This is a genomic window from Methyloparacoccus sp. NF-16 (assembly GCF_056880625.1).
This window is the reverse complement of record NZ_CP174130.1, coordinates 1,072,319-1,097,339: the sequence shown is the minus strand read 5'-3', so window position 1 is coordinate 1,097,339 and position 25,021 is coordinate 1,072,319. Positions and strand designations below refer to the sequence as shown.

Here is a 25,021-nt window from a genome sequence, read left to right as displayed (position 1 = left end):
CCATGAAACGACACATCGGCGCGGGCCTTGTTGCCCTGTTCGGCCTCGGCGGGTGCTCCTCGCCGGCGCATCCCCCCATCACCCTGGCGTCCAAGGTGGATCTGCCGCGCTTCATGGGCGACTGGTACGTGATCGCCAACATTCCCACCTTCATCGAGAAAGGCGCGCACAATGCCGTGGAGTCCTACCGGCTGAATCCGGATGGCACCATCGCCACCACCTTCACCTACCGCCAGGACAGCTTCGACGGCCCGCTGAAACGCTACCAGCCCACCGGCTTCGTGCTGGACAGGAGCAGCAATGCCGTCTGGGGCATGCGCTTCGTCTGGCCCTTCAAGTCGGATTTCCGCATCGTCTACCTGGATCCCGGCTATACCCAGACCATCATCGGCCGCGAGGCGCGCGATTATGTCTGGATCATGGCCCGCACGCCGAGCATCCCCGAGGCCGACTACCGGAAATTGCTCGATCTGCTGGGTCGCGAAGGCTATAACATCGGCCAAATCCGCAAGGTTCCGCAGCAATGGTAACGCCCGACACGCCCCCGGCATCCCGCCCCCCCGCCCCCCTAGCCGCGCCTTCGCAAGGCTGGCGCATCACCCTGCGGCGGTGGATCGACAACGAAGCGGGCGCGCTGCCCGACGACGGCCAGAATGACCGCATCGACTGGCTGCGCACCGTGCCCTTCGCCGCCCTGCACCTGGCCTGCCTGGCCGTGTTCTGGGTCGGCGTCAGCCCGGTGGCGGTGGCGGTGGCGGCGGGCCTGTACGTGCTGCGCATGTTCGCCATCACGGGCTTCTACCACCGCTACTTCTCGCATCGGGCCTTCCGCACCTCGCGGCCGGTACAGTTCCTGTTCGCCCTGGTGGGTGCCGCGGCGGCGCAGCGCGGGCCGCTGTGGTGGGCGGCGCATCATCGCCACCATCATGTGCACTCCGACGAGCCCGGGGACGCGCACTCGCCCCGGCAGCGCGGCTTCCTGTGGAGCCATATGGGCTGGTTCCTGTGCCGGGTCAATTTCCGTACCCGCGCCGAACTGATCCGCGACTGGCTATCGTTCCCCGAGCTGCGCTTCCTCGACCGCTACGACAGCCTGGTGCCCATCCTCATGGCCCTGGCCCTGTTCGGTCTGGGCGAGCTGCTGGCCTGGCGGTGGCCCCACTGGGACACCAACGGCTGGCAGCTGCTGGTCTGGGGTTTCGTCGTCTCGACCATCCTGCTCTACCACGCCACCTTCACGGTCAACTCGCTGGCCCATGTCTGGGGCAGGCGCCGCTACGCCACCCGCGACGACAGCCGCAACAATGCCTTGCTGGCACTGCTTACACTGGGCGAGGGCTGGCACAACAACCATCACCACTATCCGGCCACGGTGCGCCAGGGCTTCTACTGGTGGGAGATCGACCCGACCTGGTACGCCCTGCGGCTGATGGCCAGCCTGGGCCTGGTCTGGGATCTCCAGCCCCTGCCCGCCCATGTCCGGGACGGCCGGCGCATCCGCACGGGGGCGGCATCATGAAACTCGCCATCGTCGGCACCGGCATCGCCGGCCTGACCGCCGCGCACAAACTGCACCCCCGTCACGAGATCACGGTGTTCGAGGCCAACGACCACGTCGGCGGCCACACCCACACCCATGACATCGAACTGGGCGGCCGGCACTGGGCCATCGACACCGGCTTCATCGTCTTCAACGACTGGACCTACCCCAACTTTATCGCCCTGATGGACGAGCTGGGCGTGGCCTCCCAGCCCAGCTCGATGAGTTTCAGCGTGCGCTGCGAAAAGACCGGACTGGAATACAACGGCACCACGCTGAACACGCTGTTCGCCCAGCGCCGCAACCTGTTCTCGCCAAGCTTCCACGGCATGATCCGGGACATCCTGCGCTTCAACCGCGAGGCGCGCGGGTTCCTGGAGACCGGCGATGACGACACCCGGCTGGGCGACTATCTGAGCGCCAACGGCTACCGGCGCGAGTTCCGCGAGCATTACATCATCCCCATGGGCGCCGCGATCTGGTCGGCCGCGCCCGGCGACATGCTCAACTTCCCGGCCCGCTACTTCATCCGTTTCTTCCACAATCACGGCATGCTGAGTGTCGACCGGCGACCACAGTGGCGGGTGATCCGGGGCGGCTCGCGCAGCTATGTCGATCCGCTGACCGCGCCGTTCCGCGAGCGCATCCAGCGGGCCATGCCGGTGGCCCGCATCGCCCGCGATGCCGACGGCGTGACGCTGCGCACCGCCACCGGCGCCGAGGCGCGCTTCGACGCCGTGGTCCTGGCCTGCCACAGCGACCAGGCCCTGGCTCTGCTGGAGCGCCCGACCGCGGTGGAACGGGAACTGCTCGGCGCCATCCCCTACCAGGAGAACGAAGCCATCCTGCACACCGACGCCTCGGTGCTGCCGCGGGCCAAACTGGCCTGGGCCGCCTGGAACTACCACATCCCGCGCGCGGCACCGGATCGCGTCGCTGTCACCTACAACATGAACATCCTGCAGGGGCTGGACGCGCCCGAGACCTTCTGCGTCAGTCTCAACGACGGCGAGCGCATCGACCCCGCCCGCATCCTCCGGCGCCTGACCTACCATCACCCGGCCTACACGCCGGCCGGCGTCGCCGCCCAGGCGCGCCACGGCGAGATCAGCGGCGTCAACCGCACCTACTACGCCGGCGCCTACTGGGGCTTCGGCTTCCACGAGGACGGGGTGAAGAGCGGGTTGCGCGCCGCCGCCCAGCTCGATGGCAACCGCTGATGCGCCACGGGAAAGGACTGCCCCTCACGGTTCTCCCCCTCCCAGGGGGATGGCCGCATGACATCGCCGGCCCGGCAGCCCTGAGCCATGCATAGCGCCCTCTACACCGGCTGGGTCCGCCATCGCCGCTTTCTGCCGCGACCCCACCAATTCCGCTACCGGCTGTTCATGCCATACCTGGACCTGGCCGAACTGGACACGGTGTTCCAGGACCGCTGGCTGTGGTCGGTCGGCCGCCCCAACCTCGCCTGGTTCCGCCGCGCCGATTACCTGGGCGACCCGGCCATCCCGCTGGACACCGCCGTGCGCGACCGGGTGGAGCAGGAAACCGGCCGCCGCCCGGCCGGGCCGATCCGCCTGCTGACCCACCTCCGCTACTTCGGCTACGTGTTCAACCCGGTCAGCTTCTATTACTGCTTCGACGCGGCCGACACCCGGGTGGAAACCCTGCTCGCCGAGATCACCAACACCCCCTGGAACGAGCGCCGCGCCTATGTGCTGACGCCTGGACGGGACGAGCCCCGGGGCCGGCATCACCGCTGGCGCTTCGCCAAGGATTTCCACGTCTCGCCGTTCATGCCCATGGACATCGACTACGACTGGCGCTTCGGCGAACCGGGCGACAAGCTGAATGTCCACATGCGGCTGGACCGGCATGGCACCAAGCTGTTCGACGCCACCCTGGACCTGCAACGACGCGAGCTTTCCAGCGCCGAACTGGCCGGGGCGCTGATCCGCCATCCGCTGATGACGGCGCAGGTCGTCGCCGGCATCTACTGGCAAGCGGCCCGGCTCCAATGGAAACGCATCCCTGTTTACGATCACCCTGGCGAATCCTCGCCCGGTCAACCCGGAGTCAACCGATGAAGCCTTCGATCGCGCTCGCGACCCCCGCCATTCCCACCCGCTCGGCCGGCGTCCTCAACCGCTGGGCGGCCCGGCTGCTGCATCGCCAGCTGGCCCGGCTCGAAGCCGGCGAAATCGTTCTCGCCGACCACGGCGAATCCCTGCGCTTCGGCCGCGTCACCGAGGCGTTTCCCGTCCCGGTGCGCATCGACATCCGTCACCCCGCGTTCTACGGCAACACCGTCTTCGGCGGCAGCGTCGGCGCGGCGGAGGGCTACATGGCCGATGCCTGGCGCTGCTCCGACCTGGTCGGCCTGGTACGGATCATGGTGCGCAACCGCCACGTGCTGGACGGGCTGGACGGCGGCCTGTCGCTGGTGGCGGCACCGCTGCGCAAGCTGCTGCACGCCTGGAACCGCAACACCGAGGCCGGCAGCCAGCGCAACATCGCCGCCCACTACGACCTCGGCAACGAGTTTTTCAAGCTGTTCCTCGACGACACGCTGATGTACTCCTGCGCGCTGTTCGAGCGGTCCGACATGACCCTGCAGGAAGCCCAGGTCGCCAAGCTGGATCGCATCTGCCAGCGGCTGGATCTGAAACCCTCCGACCGGGTGATCGAGATCGGCACCGGCTGGGGCGGCTTCGCCCTGCACGCCGCCAGCCGCTACGGCTGCCATGTCACCACCACCACCATCTCCGAGAACCAGCACCGGCTCGCCGCCGAGCGCATCCGCGCGGCCGGGCTGGAGGACCGCATCACCCTGCTCAGGCAGGACTACCGCCAGCTGCGCGGCCAGTATGACAAGCTGGTCTCCATCGAGATGATCGAGGCGGTCGGCCACCACTACTACCCGACCTTCTTCCGCCAGTGCGCGGCGCTGCTGAAGCCCGAGGGGCTGATGCTGGTGCAGGCCATCACCATCAACGACCGGTACTACCGCCGGGCGCGCGACGAGGTCGACTTCATCAAGCGCTACATCTTCCCCGGCTCCTGCATCCCGGCCATCACCGCCCTGGTCGGTGCCGCCACCCGCGCCTCCGACCTGCAACTCATCCAGCTCGACGACATCGGCCCGCATTACGCCACCACCCTGCGCCGCTGGCGGGAAGCCTTCCTGGCCCGGCTCGACGCCGTGCGCGCCCAGGGCCATTCCGAGGCCTTCATCCGGCTCTGGGAGTTCTATCTCGCCTACTGCGAGGGCGGCTACCTCGAGCGCGCCCTGGGCGATGTGCACCTGCTGATGGCCAGGCCGCTGTATCGCGGCTGACCCCGTCGCCTCCGGCTTGCTGGCGGATTCGGCAACGGGCGGCACGGGCAGGAAACCGGGGCAACGCCCGGCACCCCGCGCCAGTGCGGCCTGGGAGGGTTCCCCATCCCTGTGGGGGAAGCCGTCAAGCGTGCTCACCCCGGCGTCCGCCGCCACCTGCCCACCCTCTTCGCCAGGACCGACACCCATCGCCGGGTGCAACGGGTCAAGCTGCCGCTGTCCCTGGCCAGCCGGCCCGGAAACAGGCCGGCCGATGCCTGAACCTGAAGAGGGACTGGCCGGCCGGGAAAATCAGAGCCACCCCCGGCGGCGGAACAGCGTCAGCATGCCGGCGGCGATCAGCAGGCAGATCACCCAGAACACCGGATAGCTCCATTCCCAGGCGTTCTCCGGAATCGGCATGTTCATGCCGTAGACCCCGGCGATGAAGGTCAGCGGGATGAAGATGGTGCTGATGATGGTCAGCACCTTGACCACCTCGTTCATGTGGTTGGAGACCACCGACATGTAGGTTTCCGTCAGTGCCGTGGCGATCTCGTGATAGGTCTCGTTGAGATCGAGGATCTGCACGCAATGGTCATAGACATCGCGGAAATAGGTCAGGGTGTTGTCCGACAGGCATTCGTGGCGCTCGCGCTGCAACTGGGCGATCAGCTCGCGCATCGGCCAGATGGAGCGCCGCAGCAGGAGCAGGCCGCGCTTCACGGCATGCGCCTTCTGCAGCATGAACTGGCGCGGCTCGTCGAGCAGTTCCTCCTCGATCGCCTCGATGCAGGCGGAGTAGTGCTCCAGCACCGGAAAATAGCTGTCGACGATGGCGTCCAGCAGCGCATAGCAGAGGAAGCTGGCGTCGTTGGCGCGCAGCCGCGAACCGGCGTATTCCAGCCGCCGGTAGATCGGCTCGAAGACGCCGTTGGCGTGCTCCTGGAAGGTCAGCAGGGTGCTGCGGCCGAGAAACAGGTTGACCTGATCCGTGCGCAGCGCGCCGTCCTGGAGATCGGCCAGCCGCGCGACGATGAACAGGCGCCCGGGCGCCTCGGCCGAGGCCGGGTAATCCTCCACCTTGGGCCGCTGGCTGCCGGTGAGAATGTCCTCCACCGCCAGGGGGTGCAGGCTGTATTTCTGCGCGAACAGGGCCAGGACATCCTCGCGATTGCCGCCGGCGACGTTGATCCAGCGAACCTTGGACCAGTCCGGCCGATGCGTCCCGACGAAGCCCGGCAGGTCATCGATGTCGCGGCGCTCGGCCCGCTGCTCGCAGAAATCGACGCAGGTGATGCGCGGCGACCCGGCCGGTACCGGTGCGCCGACCACGGATTCGGGCGCCGCCGGCACCTCGGGAAGTCCCAGCCCCAGTGCCGGCGTGCCCGCGCCGCCACAGGCCTTGCCGAACCAGCGTCCCTGCCGCGCGCTGGCGCGGTCCGTCTTCTGTTGCCGAATCTTCATGCCCTTGCCTCTCTCCCAAGCTGCCGGTTGCGCCTCGCGGCCATCATAGGGGATCGGCGGCGCCGGGATCAGCAAGGCGCCCGGCATCGGTGCGACTTGACAGTCAATCAATCGATTGAGACATTATGATCAATCGTTTGATTGAAACCTGACCCCTCCCCCATCATGCCACCACACGACACCCCGGCCGGCCCCAGCGCCCACAGCCGGCTGGTCCAGGCAGCCCTGCGGCTGTTCGCCGAAAAAGGCTACGAAGCCGCCGGCACCCGCGAAATCGCCGAGGCCGCGGGCGCCAACATCTCCGCCATCCGCTACTACTTCGGCGACAAGGCCGGTCTCTACCGGGCCGCCTTCACGGAGCCGATGGCCGATCTCCCCGCCCGCCTGAACCGCGAGCGCTATGCCGAGTTGCCGCTGGCGGCGGCGCTGGGACAGCTGTTCCGGGATTTCCTCGAACCGCTCAAGCGCGGCGAGGATTTCCGCCTGGTGATGAAGCTGCACATCCGCGAAATGATCGAGCCGACCGGCGCCTGGCGCCACGAGATCGATGCCGAGATCAAGCCCCACCACGACGCCCTGGCGATGCTGCTGCGCCGGCACCTGGGCACGGCCTGCCCGGACACCGACATCCATCGCCTGGCCTTCGCCATCATGGGCATGGCCGTGCATTTCTATGCCGGCCAGGAGATCGTCGCCGCCATCCAGCCCGAGATCCTCATGGACCCGGCCGCCATCGACATCCTGGCCGAGCGGCTATCGGGCTACGCGCTGTCCATGATCACAGGCGAAGCCCGGCGTCTGGCCGCCCAGCAGCAGCATGCCGGCGGCTGAGCCCGGGCGGCGGGCCGCCCTCCTCCTCGGCATGGCGCTGCTGGGCGGCTGCGGCGGCGGGCTGATCACCACGGTCGGCCCCGATTACGGGGAACCGGCGGTGCCCGCCGCGCCCCGCTGGCAGGCGCCGCAGCCGGACGTTCCGCGCGCCCACGGCGGCGACCCGGCCAGCCTCAAGCGCTGGTGGGATCGCTTCGACGATCGCGTGCTGGCGCGGTTCCTGGCCGCGGCCCAGCGGGAGAGCGCCTCGGTCGCGGAGGCCCGTTCGCGCATCGACGAAGCCCGCGCCGGCATGGTCGGCGCCATCGCCGCCGGGCTGCCGAACCTCAATTCGCAGACCGATTTCGTCCGCCAGGAAGGCAGCTTCGGCGGGCCGGTGTTCGAGTGGACCCGCTATCAGACCGGCTTGCAGTCCAGCTGGGAAATCGATCTCTTCGGCGGCATCGCCCGGCAGCGCGAGGCCGCCCTCAGCCAGCTCGACGCCCGCACCGATGCCTGGCACGATGCCCGCGTCGCCGTGGCGGTCGAGGTCGCCAACGCCTATCTCGGCTATCGCCACTGCCAGGCGCTGGTGAACATCGCCGCGGCCGACGCCGCCTCGCGCAGGGCCTCGGCCCGTCTGGTCGAAGTGGCCGGACAGGTCGGGCTGCGCGCGCCCGCCGACGTGGCGCTGTCGCAGGCCAGCGCCGCCGACGGCCGGGAACTGCTGGCGCGCCAGCACGGCGTCTGCGAGCGCGCCGTCAAGAGCCTGGTCGCCCTGACCGGCCTCGGCGAGGCGGAGGTCCGCCACCGGCTCACCGCCCAGCCCGGGCAGCTCGCCCGCCTGCCGGAACCGCCGCCGTTCCGTCTGGGCGGGATACCGGCCCGGGCGCTGATGCAGCGGCCCGATGTCGCCGCCGCCGAGCGCCAGGTGGCCGAGGCCAGCGCCAGCATCGGCGTGGAAGAGGCCAAGCGCTACCCGCGGCTCAGCCTGTCCGGCAACGTCACGCCGACGCTGCAGAGCATCAACGGCGCCGCCCTCTACCTGGCGCACACCTGGCAGATCGGCCCGACCCTGACCCTGCCGATCTTCGACGCCGGCAAGCGTGCCGCCGATGTCGAGGCCGCCCGGGCGCGCTACGAGGCGTCGGCCTCGAAATTCCGGGCCACCGTCCGGACCGCGGTCAAGGAGGTCGAGGACGCCCTGGTGCGCCTGCACAACGCCGAGGAACGCCTGCCGGAAGCCCGCGCCGCCGTGCGGGGCTACCGCGACAACTTCCGCGCCACCGACCAGCTGTACCGGATCGGTCTTGGCAACCTGATCGATGTCGAGGCCTCGCGGCGGCAGGCGCTCAATGCCGAGCGCACCGTCGCCGATCTGGAACAGGAGCGGGTATCCGCCTGGATCGCGCTCTACCGGGCGGCCGGTGGCGGCTGGGAGGACAGCGACAACCACGCCCTGGCCGGCGCACCCGGTGCCGGTGAAGCCGCCCGGCCGGCTGCCGGGACGACGGAGAACCCCTCATGAAACCGCCATCCTCGCGGGCGCTGACCGCCCTCCTGCTCGCAGCGCTCGCAGCCGGACTCGGGCTCGCCGCCCTGTCGCCGCATGCCGAGCCGCCGCCCGAACCGGCCGCGCCCCAGCCGGCGCTGAATGTCGAGCTGATCCGGCCGGAACTGCGCGAGCTGCCGCTGATGCTCAGCGCCAATGGCTCCATCGCCGCCTGGCAGGAAGCCATCATCGGCGCCGAGGTCGGCGGCCTGCGGCTGACCGAGATCCACGCCCAGGTCGGCGACCAGGTGCGCAAGGGCCAGGTGCTGGCGGTGTTCGACCGCGAGCGCGTGGCCGTCGACGTGGCGCAGAGCCAGGCGGCGCTGGCCGAGGCGGAAGCCAACCTGCACGAGGCCCGCCTGAACGCCCAGCGGGTGCGCCAGGTGATCGAGGACGGCGCCCTCAGCGCGCAGCAGGTCGGCCAGTACCTGACCGGCGAGAAGACGGCGGAAGCGCGCATGAAACTGGCGCGGGCGCAGCTGGATCAGCAGCTGCTGCGGCTCGGCCATACCCGGGTGGTGGCCAACGACGACGGTGTCGTTTCCAGCCGCAGCGCGACGCTCGGCGCCGTGACCGGCGAGGGCCAGGAACTGTTCCGGCTGGTCCGGCAGAACCGGCTGGAGTGGCGGGCCGAGGTGACCGCGGCCGAGCTGCCCTGGCTGAAACCGGGATTGCCGGCGCGGGTGGAGGTACCGGACATCGGCCAGGTCACGGGCCGGATCCGCGCCATCGGACCGACGCTGGACCCGCAGAGCCGCAACGCCCTGGTCTACGTCGACCTGCCCGAGGCCAGCGCGACCGGCTTCAAGCCGGGCATGTTCGCCCATGGCGAATTCCGCCATGGCGCGCAGACCGCCTTGACCGTGCCCCGCGCGGCGCTGTCCCTGCGCGAGGGCTTCAGTTACGTCTTCCGGCTCGGCGAGGCGCCGCGGAACGGGCTGGCGCGGGTGATGCAGGTCAAGGTGACGCTCGGCCGCAGCGCCGGCGACCGCATCGAGATCCTCGGCGGGCTGACGCCCGACGACCGGCTGGTGGCCAGCGGCGCCGCCTTCCTCAGCGACGGCGACACCGTGCGGGTGGTGCCATGAACATTTCCGCGGCCTGCATCCGCACGCCGCTGCCGGCGGTGATGCTGTTCCTGCTGCTGACCGTCGGCGGGCTGATGGGCTTCGCGGCCATGAAGGTCCAGAACTTCCCCGACCTGGACCTGCCGACCGTCACCATCAGCGCCAGCCTGCCCGGCGCCGCGCCGCCGCAGCTGGAGGCCGAGGTCGCCCGCAAGCTGGAGAACGCCATCGCCACGCTGCAGGGGCTCAAGCACATCACCACCCAGATTCAGGACGGCAACGTCACCCTGACGCTGGAATTCCGCCTGGAGAAGCCGGTCGAGGAAGCCCTGGACGATGCCCGCTCGGCGGTTTCCAAGGTCCGCGCCGACCTGCCCAGCGATCTCCGCGATCCGGTGGTCAGCAAGCTGGACCTGATCAAGTCACCGATCCTGGCCTACACCCTGGCTTCGGCGCAGCGCGACGACGAGGCCCTGTCCTGGTTCGTCGACGACACGCTGTCCAAGCGCTTGCTGGCCATACCCGGCGTCGGCGCGGTGACCCGGGTCGGCGGCGTCAACCGCGAGATCGCCATCGCCCTCGACCCGATCAAGCTCCAGGCCCTGGGCACCACGGCCGCCGAGGTCTCCCGCCAGTTGCGCGACGTCCAGCGCGAGAGCGCCGGCGGCCGCACCCAGCTCGGCAGCGGCGAACAGCCGGTGCGCACCCTGGCCACCGTGGCCTCGGCGGAGGCGTTGCGCACCCTGGAGCTGTCGCTGTCCGGCGGCCGGCGCATCCGCCTGGAGCAGCTCGCCGAGGTCAGCGACACGGTGGCCGAGCCGCGCGCCGAGGCGCGCCTCGACGGCCGGCCGGTGGTCGGCTTCGAGATCAGCCGCAGCCGCGGCGCCAGCGAGCTGGAGGTCGGTGCCGAGGTGCGCCGGGTGCTGGCCGAGTTGCAACGGGCCACGCCCGACCTGGTGTTCACCGAGGCGTTCAACTTCGTCAAGCCGGTCGAGGAGGAATTCCAGGCCTCCATGGCGCTGCTCTACGAGGGCGCGGCGCTGGCGGTGCTGGTGGTGTGGCTGTTCCTGCGGGACTGGCGGGCAACCTTCATCGCCGCCGTGGCGCTGCCGCTGTCGGCCATCCCGACCTTCATCGGCATGCATGCCTTCGGCTTCTCGCTCAACGTGGTGTCGCTGCTGGCCCTGTCGCTGGTGGTCGGCATCCTGGTCGACGACGCCATCGTCGAGGTCGAGAACATCGTCCGCCATCTGCACATGGGCAAGACGCCCTATCAGGCGGCGATGGAGGCGGCCGACGAGATCGGCCTGGCGGTAATCGCCACCACCTTCGCCCTGATCGCGGTGTTCCTGCCCACCGCCTTCATGAGCGGGGTGGTCGGCCGTTTCTTCAAGCAGTTCGGCTGGACCGCCGCGCTGGCGGTGTTCGCCTCGCTGGTGGTGGCCCGCATGCTGACGCCGATGATGTCGGCCTACCTGCTCAAGGACATCGCCCATGGCGACGACGCGCGCAGCGGCTGGCTGATGCGCGGCTATCTGCGACTGGCGACCTGGTGCCTGCGGCACCGTTTCGTCACCCTGGCCGGCGCCGCCGGGTTCTTCATCGGCTCGCTGCTGCTGATCCCGCTGCTGCCGACCGGCTTCATCCCGGCCGACGACAATCCCCAGACCCAGGTGTTCGTGGAACTGCCACCGGGTTCGACGCTGGCGCAGACCTCGGCGGCGGCCGAAGCGGCGCGGCAGCAGGTGGCCCGCGTGCCCTACGTCAGGACCGTCTACACCACCATCGGCGGCGGCACCGCCGGCAGCGACCCGATGGCAACCCAGACCGGCGGCGAGGTGCGCAAGGCCACCCTGACGGTCACCCTGGCGGACCGCAGGTACCGGCCGGTGCGCAAGCAGGTCATCGAGAACCGGATCCGCGCGGCCCTGGAAACCCTGCCCGGCGTGCGCACCAAGGTCGGCCTGGGCGGCTCCGGGGAAAAATACGTGCTGGTGCTGAGCGGGGACGATCCCGCGGCGCTGAACCGCGCCGCCGTCAACGTCGAACGCGATCTCAGGACGCTGCCCGGCCTCGGCAACATCGCCTCCACCGCCGCCCTGGTGCGACCGGAAATCGCCGTGCGCCCGGATTTCGCCCGCGCCGCCGACCTTGGCGTCACCTCCGCCGCCATCGCCGAAACCCTGCGCATCGCCACCGTCGGCGATTACGACTGGCTGCTGCCCAAGCTCAACCTGTCGCAGCGGCAGGTGCCGGTGATGGTGCGGCTGAACGCCAGCGGCCGCGCCGACCTGCACCTGCTGGAGCGGCTGGCCGTGCCCTCGACCAAGGCCGGCGCCGGCTCGGTGATGCTGGGCCAGGTGGCGCAGCTGGAGCTGACCAGCGGCCCCGCCGTCATCAACCGCTACGACCGCGCCCGCAACATCAATCTGGAGATCGAGCTGTCCGGCCTGCCGCTGGGCGAGGTGACCGAACGGGTCGGCCAGCTGCCGAGCCTGCGGAACCTGCCGGCCGGCGTGCGCCAGGTCAATGTCGGCGACGCCGAGATGATGGCCGAGCTGTTCGGCAGCTTCGGCCTCGCCATGCTGACCGGCGTGCTGTGCATCTTCGTGGTGCTGGTGCTGCTGTTCAAGGATTTCCTGCAGCCGGTCACCATCCTCGCCGCCCTGCCGCTGGCCTTCGGCGGCGGCTTCGTGGCCCTGCTGCTGGCCGACAAGGCGCTGTCGATGCCATCCCTGATCGGCCTGGTGATGCTGATGGGCATCGCCACCAAGAATTCCATCCTGCTGGTCGAGTACGCCATCGTCGCCCGCCGCGAGCTGGGCCTGGGCCGCTTCGAAGCCCTGCTCGACGCCTGCCACAAGCGCGCCCGCCCGGTGGTCATGACCACCATCGCCATGGGTGCCGGCATGCTGCCCGTGGCCCTGGGTTTCGGCGCCGCCGACGCCTCCTTCCGCAGCCCCATGGCCTATGCCGTCATCGGCGGCCTGGTGACCTCGACGATCCTCAGCCTGCTGGTGATCCCGCCGGTCTATACGGTGCTGGACGACATCAAGCAGCTGATCCTCGGCTGGCTGCCGTCGCGGCCTGTCGGCCGCGCGCCCCCCGGCACCGCCTAGCGGCACGCTGGCGGCGGCGCCGGCGAAACCCTCACCGTCATTCCGAGAAGAGCCCTCCATGACCACCGGATATACCCTCGTCACCGGCGCCAGCCGCGGCATCGGCGCCGCCTTCGCCCGCCGCCTCGCCGCCGCGGGCCAACCCCTGATCCTGACCGCGCGCGATTCCGCCCGCCTGCAAGCCCTGCAGGCGGAACTGCGGGATCGGCACGCGGTGCCGGTGGAAACCGTGGCGCTGGATCTTGCCGCGGCAGGCGCGGCGGAGGCGCTTTGCCGGCATTGCGAGACGGCGGGCTGGGTGGTCGAGATGCTGGTCAACAACGCCGGCTTCGGTCGCGTCGGCGCCTTCGAAGCGCAGCCGCTGGCCGATTACGAGGCCATGCTGAGGGTCAACGTCGCCGGCCCCATGACGCTCTGCCGCCACGTCCTGCCGGCGATGAAGGCACGTGGCCGGGGCGCCATCGTCAACGTCGCCTCGCTCGCCGCCTTCCAGCCGACACCCTACCTGGCCGTTTACGGCGCCACCAAGGCGTTCCTGCTGGCCTTCTCGGAAGCCCTGGCGGCCGAGTGCGCCGGTACCGGCGTGCGCGTGCTGGCGCTGTGCCCGGGACCGACCCGCACCGAGTTCTTCGCGGTGGCCGGATTCGGTGCCGGACGGGCGCCGGACATGCCGCTCATGCAGACACCCGAGGCCGTGGTCGAGGCAGCCCTGAACGCCCTGCAGGCGGGACGCTTCGAAGCCATCCCCGGCTGGCGGAACCGCCTGCTCGCCGGGGTATCCCGCCACCTGCCCCGGCGCTGGCTGCTGCCGCTGTCGGCCCGCGCCATGCGGACATGGTGCGAGGACGGCTGAGCGGCCACAGCGGGTCCGCCGCATCCGGTAAACTGCGCGCCTTTTGCATTCGATCGAGGGCGCGATGCTGACCGACCTGTTCCCTGAGGGCATGACCCATTACCTCGCCGGCGGCCTGATGATCGGCGCGGCGGTTGGACTCCTGTTTCTCCTGACCGGCCTGATCGGCGGCATGAGCACCGTGTTCACCTCGACCTGGTCGTTCGTCAGCCAGGCGCCCTTCTTTCATCTGCCGCGCTTTCTGGGCAGTCGCGGCTGGCGACTGGTCTACGCCGCCGGCCTGGTTCTCGGCGGCCTGACCTACCTGCTGGCCGGCGGCGAGCCGTTCCAGACCCAGGTGCCGGCCTGGCGGCTGCTGATCGGCGGTTTCTTCATCGGCTTCGGCGCCCGCCTCGGCAACGGCTGCACGGCCGGCCACGGCATCTGCGGACTGGCCTCCCTGCAAGCGCCGGCGCTGCTGGCCGTCGCCACCTTCCTGGCAACGGCGATCGGCGTCGCCCATCTGCTGCGCGCGCTGGGGGTGGCCTGATGCGCGCCCTGTCCGCGATTGCCGTCCTCGGCTGCGGCGCCCTGTTCGGCCTGGGGCTGTCGGTGGCGACGATGGTGAAACCGGAAGTCGTGCTGGATTTCCTGCTGTTCCGCGACCTCGGCCTGCTCCTGGTGCTGGGCGGCGCGGTCATGGTCGCACTGCTGGCCTACCAGCTGGGTCCGCGCCTGCTGCGGCGGCCCTTGCTGGAGCCGCACTTTCACCGGCATGCCTCGGCCCTGAACGGGCGGACGCTGCTGGGTGCCGCCCTGTTCGGCGTCGGCTGGGGCATGACCGGCGTCTGTCCGGGTCCCGCCATCGCCGGCCTCGGCGTCGGCAACTGGCCGCTGCTGTTCGCCCTGGCCGGCATCGCCGCCGGGGCCTATGTCCAGGGGCGCTGGTTCCCTCCGCGCCGCGAGGGAGAAGATTGACAAGCCACCGGATGTCCCGGCGTCCACCCGCGCCGGGGTCCTCGCATGCATCGGGACCACCGATCACCACCCGGGACGCCGCCAGTCGTCCCCCGAGGCCCGGCCATTCCGGAACCTTGGGAAACGCATGGCGGCTTGGGACAGGCGGGGTCAAGCATGCGGTTGCAAGATCATTTTCAGACCTATAGCCTCCACCCGCGGCAACCGATAACGCCTTTAATGCCACAGCCGCAATCCAGCCTGCAGGGAGATGACCGCGATGCAAGAACAACCAATAACCGGATGGTTAAGGACGGGACTTTTCCTGATGGCCGCCGCTTCGCCATGGTCCGGTGGCATTCCTCAAGCCGTTGCCGACGCCTCGCCAAAACCTCCGAGCTGCAGTTCGGCGACCGGTGGCAGCAGTGATTCCCTCATGGCCTCCACCAACGGACTTTACGAATGCGCCTATACGGCAGGGCTCGACAACAGGAAGATCGGAGCCTTCGAAACCCAGACGTGGACCAGCAGCACCGCGCCGGGCTACCAAAAGCAGTACACCTGCAAGGGCCAATCCGGGGGCGTCAGCATCGACCACATGTACGAGGCGACGGATTTTGGCTCTTCCATAACCTATTGGGCGCAGAATACGGAGGATGGCAGCCGGCACTGGGGCGCGGGGGTGCTGTGGCAGACACAGGAGAATGGCGGGGTTGCCGACGACCAGTATCTCCATAACTGCAACGGCAACCATGGCGATATCAGGACCAACAAGGTGTACATCACCACCACGAAAATCACAGGCTATCCAGGCAAGGCTGACCTCGGGACGCCGGCGATGGTGAGCGTGTCCGTTGCCGCGCCCTATGGCAACAGTCCCGCTCAGGGCACCGTGTACCTTTACCAGCAAAAAGACGCCTCCAGCACGAAGGCCGCCAATCCGTATGCTGACTGGATCATTGGCAAGGGGATACTGGACGGCAACGGCAATGCCACGATCCTGACCACCTTTGCCGGCCAGGACCCAGACGAAAACCCGCTCTTCCCGACGCCCGGGACGGTGCTGATCTATGCCGCCATGCCGACAAATCCGGATGTACAGGCTGATCCGGCACCCACGCCCCCCACGACCGGCTGGGTGGGCTCCCAGAGCGATTCCCATCAGGTCAAGCTCACCCAGAAATACACCGCCACAGGGGGCCAGACGCACACGGCCCCTGTTTCAGTGCCGCAAACCGATGCGACGCCCAGCCTTTCCGGCTTGGCGGTCAACCAGGCCGGGGCGGAGATGACGCCGCAAGGCCCAGGTATCGTTGTGCAAAATGTCGTCGGCGATGGGCGCACCCCCCTGTATGCGCTTTGTCCCAGGGGCATGAAACCCGTCAACGCCGAAGCCTGGGGCGAGCCCCGGGATGTCAGCGCAAATGATGTGGAACCCATCAAGGTCAAGGGACTGTTCGGTGGCCAGGTCCGCCTGCCAAGGGAGCGCGCCAACACCCGGGTTCAGCTTCAGGTGATCTGTCGCGAGGCAAAAGCGGGTGTGGCCCAGATGGGTAGCCTCCAATATGGAACACCCCGGGCAGACCAGCTGAGCAGCCTGCAGGAGGGCAGCGTCCTGTTCGGTGGCCTCGAGAACGATACGATCAACCTGGAAAACCCGAAATCGGTCGGATTCGGCGGTCCCGGCAATGACAGATTCCTGCTTTCCGCCAACCAGACCGCGGCCAATGGCGGACTGGGCAATGACCGAATCGAAGTGGAAGGAGGGGTTGAAAGCTTGCTCATCGGTGGACCCGGCAAGGACACGCTGATCGGCGGCAGCGGGCTGACCCGCATCAACGCGCTGGATGGCAGACCGGGCGACAAGATTGTATGCAAGGCGCCTGAAAATCTTGTGATGGCCGATGAGGGTGACATCATCACCGGCCCCTGCACCCGGGTTTACCCGGACAACACGCAGTATTGATGCGCGGGCGATAAAACCCGGGTTCCTTTCCGGCGCGCACCCGGGCAGATCACAGCCAGCCCGTCGCCGGACCCGCCCGCAGGGCGGTTCAAACGCCATGCCGCCAACAGGCGGCATGGCCGGCATCTGGCGCGGGAAAACCCCAGAATCTCCCGGCCCATCCCTTGACGCGACCGGCCATCCATGCGGCTTTCCGCCGGCAACCGCCGGGAAGCCGATCAGCGATGGCCCTCCCGGCAACGCCTCGGCGCCAGCCGGATTCCACAGAGGTCGCCATCACCATCCGCTGCCGCGCGCGGCGGAGTTACGGGATACTGAGCCGTTCACGACACGCACTCTCTAACCGTCAACCTGCGCCTGCTCAGGCAAATTCATCAGGGAACAATCCATGAACCCCATTGAACAGCAGTTCTTCAACGATCTCGAAAAGAAACTCTGGACCGCCGCCGACAAACTGCGCTCCAACCTGGATGCCGCCGTCTACAAGCATGTGGTGCTGGGCCTGATTTTTCTGAAATACGTCTCCGATGCTTTCGAGGAGCGTCAGAAGGAGTTGAACGCCCAGTTCCGCGACCCGGATCACGACTACTACATGGCCCCGGAAGAATATGCCGACGACTACGCAGGCCATATCGCGGCCGAGCTGGAAGTCCGCGACTACTACACCGAGAAAAACGTGTTCTGGGTGCCGCTGGAAGCGCGCTGGCAAACCCTGCGCGACTGCGCCCAACTGCCGCCCAAGGCGCCGCTGCCCTGGAGCAAACCCGGCAAGGACGAGCCCGAAGAAATGCGCAGTGTCGGCTGGCTGATCGACAATGCCATGGAAGCGATCGAGCGCGAGAACGAGAAGAAGCTCAAGAACGTTCTCAACAAGGACTTCGCCCGCACGCAGATCGACAGCCACAAGCTCGCCGACCTGATCGCCCACTTCTCCGATACCCAATTCCACGCCAAGGAATACAACGGCCAGCCGCTCAGCCTGAAAAGCAAGGATATCCTCGGCCACGTCTACGAATACTTCCTCGGCCAGTTCGCCCTGGCCGAAGGCAAGAAGGGCGGCCAGTACTACACACCCAAGAGCATCGTCACGCTGATTGTTGAAATGCTGCAGCCCTTCAAGGGCCGGGTGTATGACCCGGCGATGGGTTCGGGTGGATTTTTCGTGCAGAGCGAGGAATTCATCGAGCAGCACGGCGGCAAGGTCGCCAACGGTAAAACCGGTCAGATCAGCGTCTATGGCCAAGAGAGCAACCCCACCACCTGGCGCTTGGCCGCGATGAACATGGCCATTCGTGGCATTGACTTCAACTTCGGCGGTGCCCCGGGCGACACACTGCTCAATGACCTGCATCCCGACTTGCGTGCCGACTTCGTCATGGCCAACCCACCCTTCAACATGAAGGAATGGTGGAACGCCAAACTGGAGAACGATCCGCGCTGGATCGCCGGTACGCCGCCGCAAGGCAACGCTAACTTCGCCTGGTTGCAGCACATGCTCTACCACCTGGCCCCGGCGGGCAGCATGGCCCTGCTGCTGGCCAATGGCTCGATGAGCAGCAACACCAACAACGAAGGCGAGATCCGCAAGAAGCTCATCGAAGACGACTACGTGGAATGCATGGTCGCCCTGCCCGGCCAGCTTTTCACCAACACGCAAATCCCGGCCTGCATCTGGTTCCTCACCCGCGACAAGCGCAACGGGCTGGCACTCAACAAAACCAAGCGCGACCGGCGCGGCGAGTTCCTGTTCATTGATGCCCGCCAGCTCGGTTACATGAAAGACCGCGTGCTGCGCGATTTCACCGTGGAGGACATCAAGCAGGTGGCCGACACCTTCCACGCCTGGCAACTGGGTGAAGGCTATGAGGATGTGGCGGGCTTCTGTTACTCGGCCTCGCTGGACGACATCCGCAAGCACGAGCATGTGCTGACGCCGGGGCGCTATGTAGGCGCGGAGGAGCAAATAGACGACGGCGAGGCGTTTGCCGACAAAATGGCGAGGCTGACAGCACAATTGGCAGAACAATTTGCCGAGAGTGCCAAGCTGGAGGGGGAGATCAAGAAGAATTTGGCGGGGTTGGGTTATGCCTTTGAAGACTGAAACACTGGCATCCATGTGCGAAGCGGTTGTTGACTGCCCGCATTCCACTCCGGTTTGGACGGACTCGGGTTTTATTGTCCTACGAAATCAGAATATCAAGGATGGGCGACTTGACTTAACAGCGCCAAGTTACACGGACGAAGAACACTTCAAGCATCGAACACGACGACTGGCTCCTCGTGCTGGTGACATTGTCATAACAAGAGAGGCCCCGATGGGTGAAGTTTGCAAGATTCCTAAGGGTCTTGAGTGCTGTTTGGGACAGAGGCAAGTTCTGCTGAGACCAAAGCCTGAAATCGATCCGGACTATCTGCTCTACGCTCTCCAGTCACCTTTTGTTCAGAATCAGATCCGCTGGAACGAGGGCACAGGATCGACGGTCAGCAATATTCGCATTCCGGTTCTGGAAAAGATTGATATCCCTCGTCACGGTGTCGCTGAATCAAACATCGCAAAGATGCTCAGTTCAGTGGATTCCAAAATCGACATCAACCGCCGCATCAACCAAACCCTCGAAGCCATGGCACAAGCCACCTTCAAATCGTGGTTTGTTGATTTCGACCCTGTCAAAGCCAAGATCACCGCCAAGCAGGAAGGCCGCGACCCGTTGCGCGCGGCAATGAGCGCCATCAGTGGCAAGCCCGACGCCGACCTCGACGCCCTGCCACCCGAGCAATACGCCCAGCTCGCCGCCACCGCCGCGCTGTTTCCCGATGAGATGGAGGCGTCGGAGTTGGGGGAGATTCCGATGGGGTGGAAGTCATCCACTCTTGGTGAAATATGTGCGGCGCATGGGGGCTTGATTCAAACCGGTCCATTCGGTAGCCAGCTTCATGCCCGTGACTATTGCGACGACGGTGTTCCTGTTGTCATGCCTCAAGATTTGTCAGGGCAACGAATCCAAACTTCCAAGATTGCACGTATTTCCGAAAGCGATGCGCAGCGACTCCAACGGCACCGCATGAAGCAGGGCGATGTTGTCTTCAGTCGTCGCGGAGATGTTGGCCGACATGCCCTGGTGACCAAACAGGAAGTCGGTTGGCTGTGCGGCACGGGATGCCTATTGGTTCGCCCAAGTACAACCAGCCCCGTCTCTACCTATGTTTCCTGCGCACTGGCACTGCCAGAAACCCTCGAATGGTTGCTTCGACATGCCGTGGGTGCAACGATGCCCAACCTCAATACGGCAATACTCTCTGAGTTGCCCATGATGACCGCAGGATCGGAAGTCATCGCTGCGTTTGAGAATTTTTCTTCTTCCTTGGTAGAGGCGAAGAATTCATACCTTAGCGAGGTATCGATGCTCGCGACCCTCCGCGACACCCTCCTCCCCAAACTCCTCTCCGGCGAGCTGTCGGTTGCTGATGCCACGGCGGAGGCCGAGGCATGACCGGCTCCATCCACATCTACTGCGACGAGTCCTGTCACCTGGAAAACGATGGCATGAAAGCCATGGTGCTGGGGGCCTTGTGGTGCCCGGCATCGCATCGCAAGTTCCTGGCGCGCAAGATTAAGGCGCTGAAGGCAGAGCATGGCTTGCCGGCCAGTTTTGAAATCAAGTGGGTCAAGGTGTCGCCGGGCCAGTTGCCGTTTTACCAAGCGCTGCTGGATTTGTTTTTTGATGAGCCACTGCTGCACTTTCGCGGGCTGGTGGTGCCCGACAAGCAGGCGCTGGACCACGGGCGGTTTGCGCAGAACCACGACGATTTTTATTACAAGCAGTGGTACACGCTGCTCAATCGCCTGATCGACCCTGAAAAGCGTTACCGCATCTATCTGGACATCAAAGACACGCGGGGCCAAAAGAAGGTGCTCAAGCTGCACGATGTGCTGTGCAACGCCAATTACGACTTTGACCGCAGCATCATTGAGTCGATTGAGCTGGTGCAGTCCCACGATGTGTTGTTGCTGCAGCTGGCCGACGTGCTGATTGGTGCGCTGTCTTATGTGCACAGGGGGCTGCACGACAGCCCAGCCAAGCAGGCACTGGTGGCACACCTGCGGCACCGCTCGGGACTTCGTTTGGAGCAAAGCTCGCTGTTGCGGGCAGAGAAGTTCAACCTGTTCGTCTGGAAGGCGCAGACCTGATGCCGCCTCCAGAACTGATGTTGTTGGCCAGCTACCCTGACTGGGCCGCCTACGAAGATGCTATCTACGCAGCGTATTTGCAGACCGTGGCACGTGCGGGCCTGGTGTTTAGGGGCGACCCAGTCAAGGTGCGCTACATGCCAGAGTCCAAACGCAAGGGCTACGGTTTTTGGCACTTGATCTCGGAGGCGCCGGATCAGGGCAACCGCGACGAGGATGAGCGTATCCCTGATCTACGCCGTTGTGAGCGTGTACGGTGGGTGGCTTGGTGTATTCAAAATGCCCATGAAGCAGGCTTTTCGTGGTGGGAGAACGAGCGTGGCCGAGAAACCCATGTGGTGATCTGGGCGGAGGAACACGACTTTGCCGTGGTGCTTGCCAAGCGCCTGACGCAACAGGGCCCGCGTTTCTATCTGCTCAAGACCGCGTACTGCCTGCGGTCGCACACGATCCGCAAATTCACCAAGGAACGCGACGCATGGCGAGCAGCCCAAAAAGACTGAAGCCCCGGCACACTGCTGTGCAAGGGCTTCGGATACTCCTTCTACACGTGGTAGATGAGCTGGGCTGGAGTTTACCAGACGCACCTGGAACCGGCAAACCCGGCGTAACGCAGGGCGATATGCGCAGTTCTCCTGCCCAGACTGGGTTCACCAAGTTGACTGCTTTGGGGGCGAGGTTCTCACCTTTGGGGGCTCTGTGTGACTAGCGTGGCTCTGCAGCATGGGCCGCAAAGCGGGAGCATGGGCAGAGCCGATCTCCAGATATGTCGATTTTTCTCGTGTTTTTCGACATGTTTTTGCGACGTGTCGAACCCATCGACAGGTCATCGCGGTATGTGCCCATTGCTATCCCATCGCAAACGCGAAATGGTCGTTCTATGTTCGCCAAGTCGTTGATTGTTATGGTTTTTCTTATTTCATCGCAAATCGTGGCGAGTGCAATGGCAAGGAATTTCACATGCTGAACGAGCAACAACTCGAAGAGCTCTGCCTCGGCTGGTTTCAGGACGCTGGCTGGCGCTTTGCCCACGGCCCGGACATTGCGCCCGACAGCAGCGCCCCAGAGCGCACCGACTACCGGCAGGTGGTGCTGCGCGAGCGCTTGCTCACGGCGCTGGCGCGCATTAACCCGCAGATTCCGCCCGCTGCGCTGGAGCAGGCCGCACATGCGCTGCAAACGGTGAGCGAGCCGCAGATGGTGGTGCGTAACCGCAGCGTGCACCGTTTGTTGCTAGGCGGTTTGCTGGTGGAGTTTGCGGTGGGAGATGAGAAGAAAGCCGATCTGGTGCACTTCATCGACTTCGCGCAGCCTAGCAATAACGATTTTTTGGTGGTGAACCAGTTCACCATCACCGGTACCAAGCAGCCACGCCGCCCGGATGTGATCGTTTTCGTGAACGGCCTGCCGCTGGCGGTGGTGGAACTGAAGAACCCCGCCAATGAGCAGGCGGACGTGTGGGATGCCTTCAACCAGTTGCAGACCTACAAGGACGAGATCGGTGACCTGTTCAACAGCAATGCCGCCCTGGTGGTGAGCGATGGCTGGACGGCACGCGTGGGCTCGCTCACCGCGAATGCGGAGCGCATGCTGCCTTGGCGCACCATCGAAAACGAAGATGATCGGCCCCGCCTCCAGTTGGAGCTGGAAACGGTGGTGCGTGGCTTCTTCAAGCCGGAACTGTTCCTAGACTACGTGCGGCACTTCGTGCTGTTCGAGCAGGACGGCGACAGTCTCGTCAAGAAGATTGCCGGCTATCACCAGTTCCATGCGGTGCGCGAGGCGGTGCGAGCCACCGTGATCGCGTCTCAGGATACCGACAAGGGCTTGCTGGAGGTGCGCGACGAGCGGGCCACCTACGGCAAGGAGGTCGTGCCCGGCTCGCGCAAGGCGGGTGTGGTGTGGCACACGCAAGGCTCGGGCAAGAGCATCACCATGGCCTGCTACGCAGGCAAGCTGCTGCAACAGCCGGAGATGAAGAACCCGACGCTGGTGGTGGTGACGGACCGCAACGATCTGGACGGCCAGTTGTTTGCCACTTTCTGCGCCGCCAGTGACTTGCTCAAGACCACGCCCGTGCAGGCAGGCAGTCGTGACGAACTGCGCGAGATGCTGGCCTCGCGTCAGGCAGGCGGGATCATCTTCACCACGGTGCAGAAATTCGCACTGCTGGAGGAGGAGGACAAACACCCGCTGCTGTCCGACCGCTCCAACATCGTGGTGATTTCGGACGAAGCCCACCGCAGTCAGTACGGCACCAAGGGACGGCTGGACACCAGGACGGGCACGTACGTGTTCGGCTATGCCAAGCACCTGCGCGATGCGCTCCCGAACGCCACCTTCATCGGTTTCACCGGGACGCCCATCGCCCTGGAGGACAAGGACACCCGCGCGGTATTCGGCGACTACGTCAGCATCTATGACATTCAGGATGCGGTGGACGATGGCGCGACGGTGCCCATTTTCTATGAGAGCCGTCTGGCCAGGCTGGATGTGAAGCAGGCCGAGATCGACGCGCTCAACGCGCAGGTGGAAGAAGTTGTCGAGGATGAAGAGGACATCGCCAGCCGCGAGAAGACCAAGAGCGAATGGGCACAGCTTGCCAAGCTGGTAGGCGCCGAGCCGCGGCTGGCGCAGGTGGCGAAAGATCTGGTGGAGCACTTCGAAACCCGCAGCGCGACGCTGGAGGGCAAGGCGATGATCGTGTGCATGAGCCGCGACATCTGCGCCCAGCTCTACAACGCCATCATCACATTGCGGCCCGACTGGCACAGCGACGACCCCGAGCAAGGGGCCATCAAGATCGTGATGACCGGTTCAGCGGCCGACAAGCCACTGCTGCAACCCCACCTGTACAGCAAGCAGGTGAAGAAGCGGCTGGAGAAGCGCTTCAAGGATGCCCAAGACCCGTTGAAGCTGGTGATCGTGCGCGACATGTGGCTGACCGGCTTCGACGCGCCCTGCTGCCACACCATGTACGTGGACAAGCCCATGAAGGGCCACAACCTGATGCAGGCCATCGCGCGCGTCAACCGGGTGTTCAAGAACAAGCCCGGCGGCCTGGTGGTGGATTACATCGGCATCGCCAATGAGCTGAAAGCCGCGCTCAAGGCCTACACCGAAGCCAAGGGCAAGGGCGACCCGACGCACAACGCGGCCGAAGCGCTGTCGGTACTGCTGGAGAAGATGGACATCGTGCGCGGCATGATGCACGGCTGCAACTACAACGGCTTCGAGACGCACGCCATGCAACTGCTGCTGCCCTGCGCCAACCATCTGCTGGGCCTGAAGGACGGCAAGCAGCGCTTCCTCGACACCATGGTGGCGGTGGCCAAGGCCTATTCGCTGTGCGGCACGCTGGATGAAGCCGCCGCGCTGCGCAAGGAGATCGCCTTCTTCTCGGCCATCAAGGCGGCCATCACCAAGTTCACTACGGTGGACAAGAAGCGCTCCACCGAAGAGAAGAACAGCGCACTGAAGCAGATTCTGGACAACGCCATCGTTGCCGATGGTGTGGCTGACATTTTTGCGCTGGCGGGGCTGGACAAACCCAACATCGGTCTGCTGTCCGACGAGTTTCTGGAAGATGTGCGCCAGATGGACAGCCGCAACCTGGCGGTGGAACTGCTGGAAAAGCTGCTGCGGGACGAGATCAAGGCGCGGGCGCGCAACAACGTGGTACAGGAGAAGAAGTACGGCGACCGTCTGCTGGAAACCCTGCGCAAGTACCACAACCGCGCCATCGAAACAGCGCAGGTCATCGAGGAGCTGATCCAGATGGCCAAGGAATTTCAGGCCGTTCTGGAGCGCGAAGCGGCGCTGGGCTTGGGCCAGGACGAGATCGCCTTCTATGACGCGCTGGCCAACAATGAAAGCGCGGTCCGCGAACTGGGTGATGACATCCTGAAGAAGATTGCCATCGAGATCACGGAAAAGTTGCGTGCCAGCACCACGGTCGATTGGCAGGTACGCGAAAGCGTCCGGGCGAAATTGCGGATTCTGGTGCGGCGCTGCCTGCAGAAGTGGAAGTACCCGCCCGACCAGCAGGCCGATGCGGTCGAGCTGGTGCTCAAGCAGGCGGAATCGCTGTCGAATGAGTGGTCGACGTGATAGGCGCTGGAGGGTCTTAACGGTCGACGATCATCCCAATGGAGCGGCCGTTGCACGCCATACTGCTGCGATTTCGCTGCCACCGAAAGCCTCGCC

At 65.9% G+C, this 25,021-nt stretch carries 19 protein-coding genes; 18 read left to right on the top strand and 1 reads right to left on the bottom strand.

Annotated elements, in window-relative coordinates; genetic code table 11:
- The first annotated feature begins 2 nt into the window (after nt 1-2).
- From ACH5N8_RS05310 to ACH5N8_RS05290, 5 genes are all read left to right on the top strand, one after another.
- Nucleotides 3-530: a lipocalin family protein gene (locus ACH5N8_RS05310; RefSeq protein WP_460027762.1), complete on the top strand. Its 528-nt coding sequence runs from the start codon at nt 3-5 to the stop codon at nt 528-530.
- On the top strand, nt 524-1,519 hold the full coding sequence (locus ACH5N8_RS05305; protein WP_483282794.1) for an acyl-CoA desaturase: 996 nt from the start codon (nt 524-526) through the stop codon (nt 1,517-1,519). Before ACH5N8_RS05310 ends, ACH5N8_RS05305 begins: the two co-directional genes overlap by 7 nt.
- Entirely contained in the window at nt 1,516-2,760 is a 1,245-nt protein-coding gene (locus ACH5N8_RS05300; RefSeq protein ID WP_483282793.1) for an NAD(P)/FAD-dependent oxidoreductase, read from the top strand. Before ACH5N8_RS05305 ends, ACH5N8_RS05300 begins: the two co-directional genes overlap by 4 nt.
- An 87-nt stretch (nt 2,761-2,847) precedes the next feature.
- Nucleotides 2,848-3,627, top strand: a complete 780-nt coding sequence (locus ACH5N8_RS05295) for a DUF1365 domain-containing protein (RefSeq protein ID WP_483282792.1) — start codon at nt 2,848-2,850, stop codon at nt 3,625-3,627.
- Nucleotides 3,624-4,877 carry a class I SAM-dependent methyltransferase gene (locus ACH5N8_RS05290; protein WP_483282791.1) on the top strand — a complete coding sequence of 418 codons (1,254 nt, stop codon included), beginning with the start codon at nt 3,624-3,626 and terminating at the stop codon, nt 4,875-4,877. Before ACH5N8_RS05295 ends, ACH5N8_RS05290 begins: the two co-directional genes overlap by 4 nt.
- Before the next feature lie 291 nt (nt 4,878-5,168).
- Here the strand turns inward: ACH5N8_RS05290 and corA are convergent, their stop codons facing one another.
- Nucleotides 5,169-6,323 carry a magnesium/cobalt transporter CorA gene (gene corA, locus ACH5N8_RS05285; protein ID WP_483282790.1) on the bottom strand — a complete coding sequence of 385 codons (1,155 nt, stop codon included), beginning with the start codon at nt 6,321-6,323 and terminating at the stop codon, nt 5,169-5,171.
- A 165-nt stretch (nt 6,324-6,488) separates the two neighbouring features.
- Between corA and ACH5N8_RS05280 the strand changes: the two genes are divergently transcribed.
- The 13 genes from ACH5N8_RS05280 to ACH5N8_RS05220 all read left to right on the top strand — a co-directional run bounded on the left by ACH5N8_RS05280 (nt 6,489) and on the right by ACH5N8_RS05220 (nt 24,925).
- Complete coding sequence (locus tag ACH5N8_RS05280) at nt 6,489-7,154, top strand: CerR family C-terminal domain-containing protein (protein ID WP_483282789.1); 666 nt, start codon at nt 6,489-6,491, stop codon at nt 7,152-7,154.
- On the top strand, nt 7,141-8,661 hold the full coding sequence (locus tag ACH5N8_RS05275) for an efflux transporter outer membrane subunit (protein WP_483282788.1): 1,521 nt from the start codon (nt 7,141-7,143) through the stop codon (nt 8,659-8,661). Before ACH5N8_RS05280 ends, ACH5N8_RS05275 begins: the two co-directional genes overlap by 14 nt.
- Nucleotides 8,658-9,773, top strand: coding sequence for an efflux RND transporter periplasmic adaptor subunit (locus ACH5N8_RS05270; RefSeq protein ID WP_483282787.1), 1,116 nt, complete (start codon nt 8,658-8,660; stop codon nt 9,771-9,773). The genes ACH5N8_RS05275 and ACH5N8_RS05270 overlap by 4 nt, the downstream gene beginning before the upstream one ends.
- Nucleotides 9,770-12,871 (top strand): efflux RND transporter permease subunit, encoded by a 3,102-nt coding sequence (locus ACH5N8_RS05265; RefSeq protein WP_483282786.1) that lies wholly within the window; start codon nt 9,770-9,772, stop codon nt 12,869-12,871. The genes ACH5N8_RS05270 and ACH5N8_RS05265 overlap by 4 nt, the downstream gene beginning before the upstream one ends.
- A 58-nt stretch (nt 12,872-12,929) precedes the next feature.
- A complete protein-coding gene (locus tag ACH5N8_RS05260) occupies nt 12,930-13,724 on the top strand; it encodes an SDR family NAD(P)-dependent oxidoreductase (protein ID WP_483282785.1) in 795 nt (264 codons plus the stop codon).
- A gap of 64 nt (nt 13,725-13,788) precedes the next feature.
- The gene (locus ACH5N8_RS05255) at nt 13,789-14,253 is read left to right on the top strand and encodes a YeeE/YedE family protein (RefSeq protein WP_460027751.1); all 465 of its coding nucleotides are present in this window, start codon (nt 13,789-13,791) and stop codon (nt 14,251-14,253) included.
- Nucleotides 14,253-14,681 (top strand): DUF6691 family protein, encoded by a 429-nt coding sequence (locus ACH5N8_RS05250; protein ID WP_460027750.1) that lies wholly within the window; start codon nt 14,253-14,255, stop codon nt 14,679-14,681. Before ACH5N8_RS05255 ends, ACH5N8_RS05250 begins: the two co-directional genes overlap by 1 nt.
- Before the next feature lie 259 nt (nt 14,682-14,940).
- Nucleotides 14,941-16,626, top strand: coding sequence for a hypothetical protein (locus ACH5N8_RS05245; protein ID WP_483282784.1), 1,686 nt, complete (start codon nt 14,941-14,943; stop codon nt 16,624-16,626).
- Between the two features lie 388 nt (nt 16,627-17,014).
- A complete protein-coding gene (locus tag ACH5N8_RS05240) occupies nt 17,015-18,727 on the top strand; it encodes a class I SAM-dependent DNA methyltransferase (protein WP_483282783.1) in 1,713 nt (570 codons plus the stop codon).
- Complete coding sequence (locus ACH5N8_RS05235) at nt 18,717-20,117, top strand: restriction endonuclease subunit S (RefSeq protein ID WP_483282782.1); 1,401 nt, start codon at nt 18,717-18,719, stop codon at nt 20,115-20,117. The genes ACH5N8_RS05240 and ACH5N8_RS05235 overlap by 11 nt, the downstream gene beginning before the upstream one ends.
- Nucleotides 20,114-20,815, top strand: coding sequence for a DUF3800 domain-containing protein (locus tag ACH5N8_RS05230; RefSeq protein WP_483282781.1), 702 nt, complete (start codon nt 20,114-20,116; stop codon nt 20,813-20,815). Before ACH5N8_RS05235 ends, ACH5N8_RS05230 begins: the two co-directional genes overlap by 4 nt.
- Nucleotides 20,815-21,318 (top strand): hypothetical protein, encoded by a 504-nt coding sequence (locus ACH5N8_RS05225; protein ID WP_483282780.1) that lies wholly within the window; start codon nt 20,815-20,817, stop codon nt 21,316-21,318. The genes ACH5N8_RS05230 and ACH5N8_RS05225 overlap by 1 nt, the downstream gene beginning before the upstream one ends.
- A gap of 220 nt (nt 21,319-21,538) precedes the next feature.
- Nucleotides 21,539-24,925, top strand: a complete 3,387-nt coding sequence (locus ACH5N8_RS05220; protein ID WP_483282779.1) for a type I restriction endonuclease subunit R — start codon at nt 21,539-21,541, stop codon at nt 24,923-24,925.
- The last annotated feature ends 96 nt before the right edge of the window (nt 24,926-25,021 follow it).

What these genes read in the sequence shown, in the direction of transcription:
- ACH5N8_RS05310 (WP_460027762.1), top strand. Translation starts at nt 3, where the DNA reads ATGAAACGACACATCGGCGCGGGCCTTGTTGCCCTGTTCGGCCTCGGC.
- ACH5N8_RS05305 (WP_483282794.1), top strand. Translation starts at nt 524, where the DNA reads ATGGTAACGCCCGACACGCCCCCGGCATCCCGCCCCCCCGCCCCCCTA.
- ACH5N8_RS05300 (WP_483282793.1), top strand. Translation starts at nt 1,516, where the DNA reads ATGAAACTCGCCATCGTCGGCACCGGCATCGCCGGCCTGACCGCCGCG.
- ACH5N8_RS05295 (WP_483282792.1), top strand. Translation starts at nt 2,848, where the DNA reads ATGCATAGCGCCCTCTACACCGGCTGGGTCCGCCATCGCCGCTTTCTG.
- ACH5N8_RS05290 (WP_483282791.1), top strand. Translation starts at nt 3,624, where the DNA reads ATGAAGCCTTCGATCGCGCTCGCGACCCCCGCCATTCCCACCCGCTCG.
- corA (WP_483282790.1), bottom strand. Translation starts at nt 6,323, where the DNA reads ATGAAGATTCGGCAACAGAAGACGGACCGCGCCAGCGCGCGGCAGGGA.
- ACH5N8_RS05280 (WP_483282789.1), top strand. Translation starts at nt 6,489, where the DNA reads ATGCCACCACACGACACCCCGGCCGGCCCCAGCGCCCACAGCCGGCTG.
- ACH5N8_RS05275 (WP_483282788.1), top strand. Translation starts at nt 7,141, where the DNA reads ATGCCGGCGGCTGAGCCCGGGCGGCGGGCCGCCCTCCTCCTCGGCATG.
- ACH5N8_RS05270 (WP_483282787.1), top strand. Translation starts at nt 8,658, where the DNA reads ATGAAACCGCCATCCTCGCGGGCGCTGACCGCCCTCCTGCTCGCAGCG.
- ACH5N8_RS05265 (WP_483282786.1), top strand. Translation starts at nt 9,770, where the DNA reads ATGAACATTTCCGCGGCCTGCATCCGCACGCCGCTGCCGGCGGTGATG.
- ACH5N8_RS05260 (WP_483282785.1), top strand. Translation starts at nt 12,930, where the DNA reads ATGACCACCGGATATACCCTCGTCACCGGCGCCAGCCGCGGCATCGGC.
- ACH5N8_RS05255 (WP_460027751.1), top strand. Translation starts at nt 13,789, where the DNA reads ATGCTGACCGACCTGTTCCCTGAGGGCATGACCCATTACCTCGCCGGC.
- ACH5N8_RS05250 (WP_460027750.1), top strand. Translation starts at nt 14,253, where the DNA reads ATGCGCGCCCTGTCCGCGATTGCCGTCCTCGGCTGCGGCGCCCTGTTC.
- ACH5N8_RS05245 (WP_483282784.1), top strand. Translation starts at nt 14,941, where the DNA reads ATGCAAGAACAACCAATAACCGGATGGTTAAGGACGGGACTTTTCCTG.
- ACH5N8_RS05240 (WP_483282783.1), top strand. Translation starts at nt 17,015, where the DNA reads ATGAACCCCATTGAACAGCAGTTCTTCAACGATCTCGAAAAGAAACTC.
- ACH5N8_RS05230 (WP_483282781.1), top strand. Translation starts at nt 20,114, where the DNA reads ATGACCGGCTCCATCCACATCTACTGCGACGAGTCCTGTCACCTGGAA.
- ACH5N8_RS05225 (WP_483282780.1), top strand. Translation starts at nt 20,815, where the DNA reads ATGCCGCCTCCAGAACTGATGTTGTTGGCCAGCTACCCTGACTGGGCC.
- ACH5N8_RS05220 (WP_483282779.1), top strand. Translation starts at nt 21,539, where the DNA reads ATGGGCCGCAAAGCGGGAGCATGGGCAGAGCCGATCTCCAGATATGTC.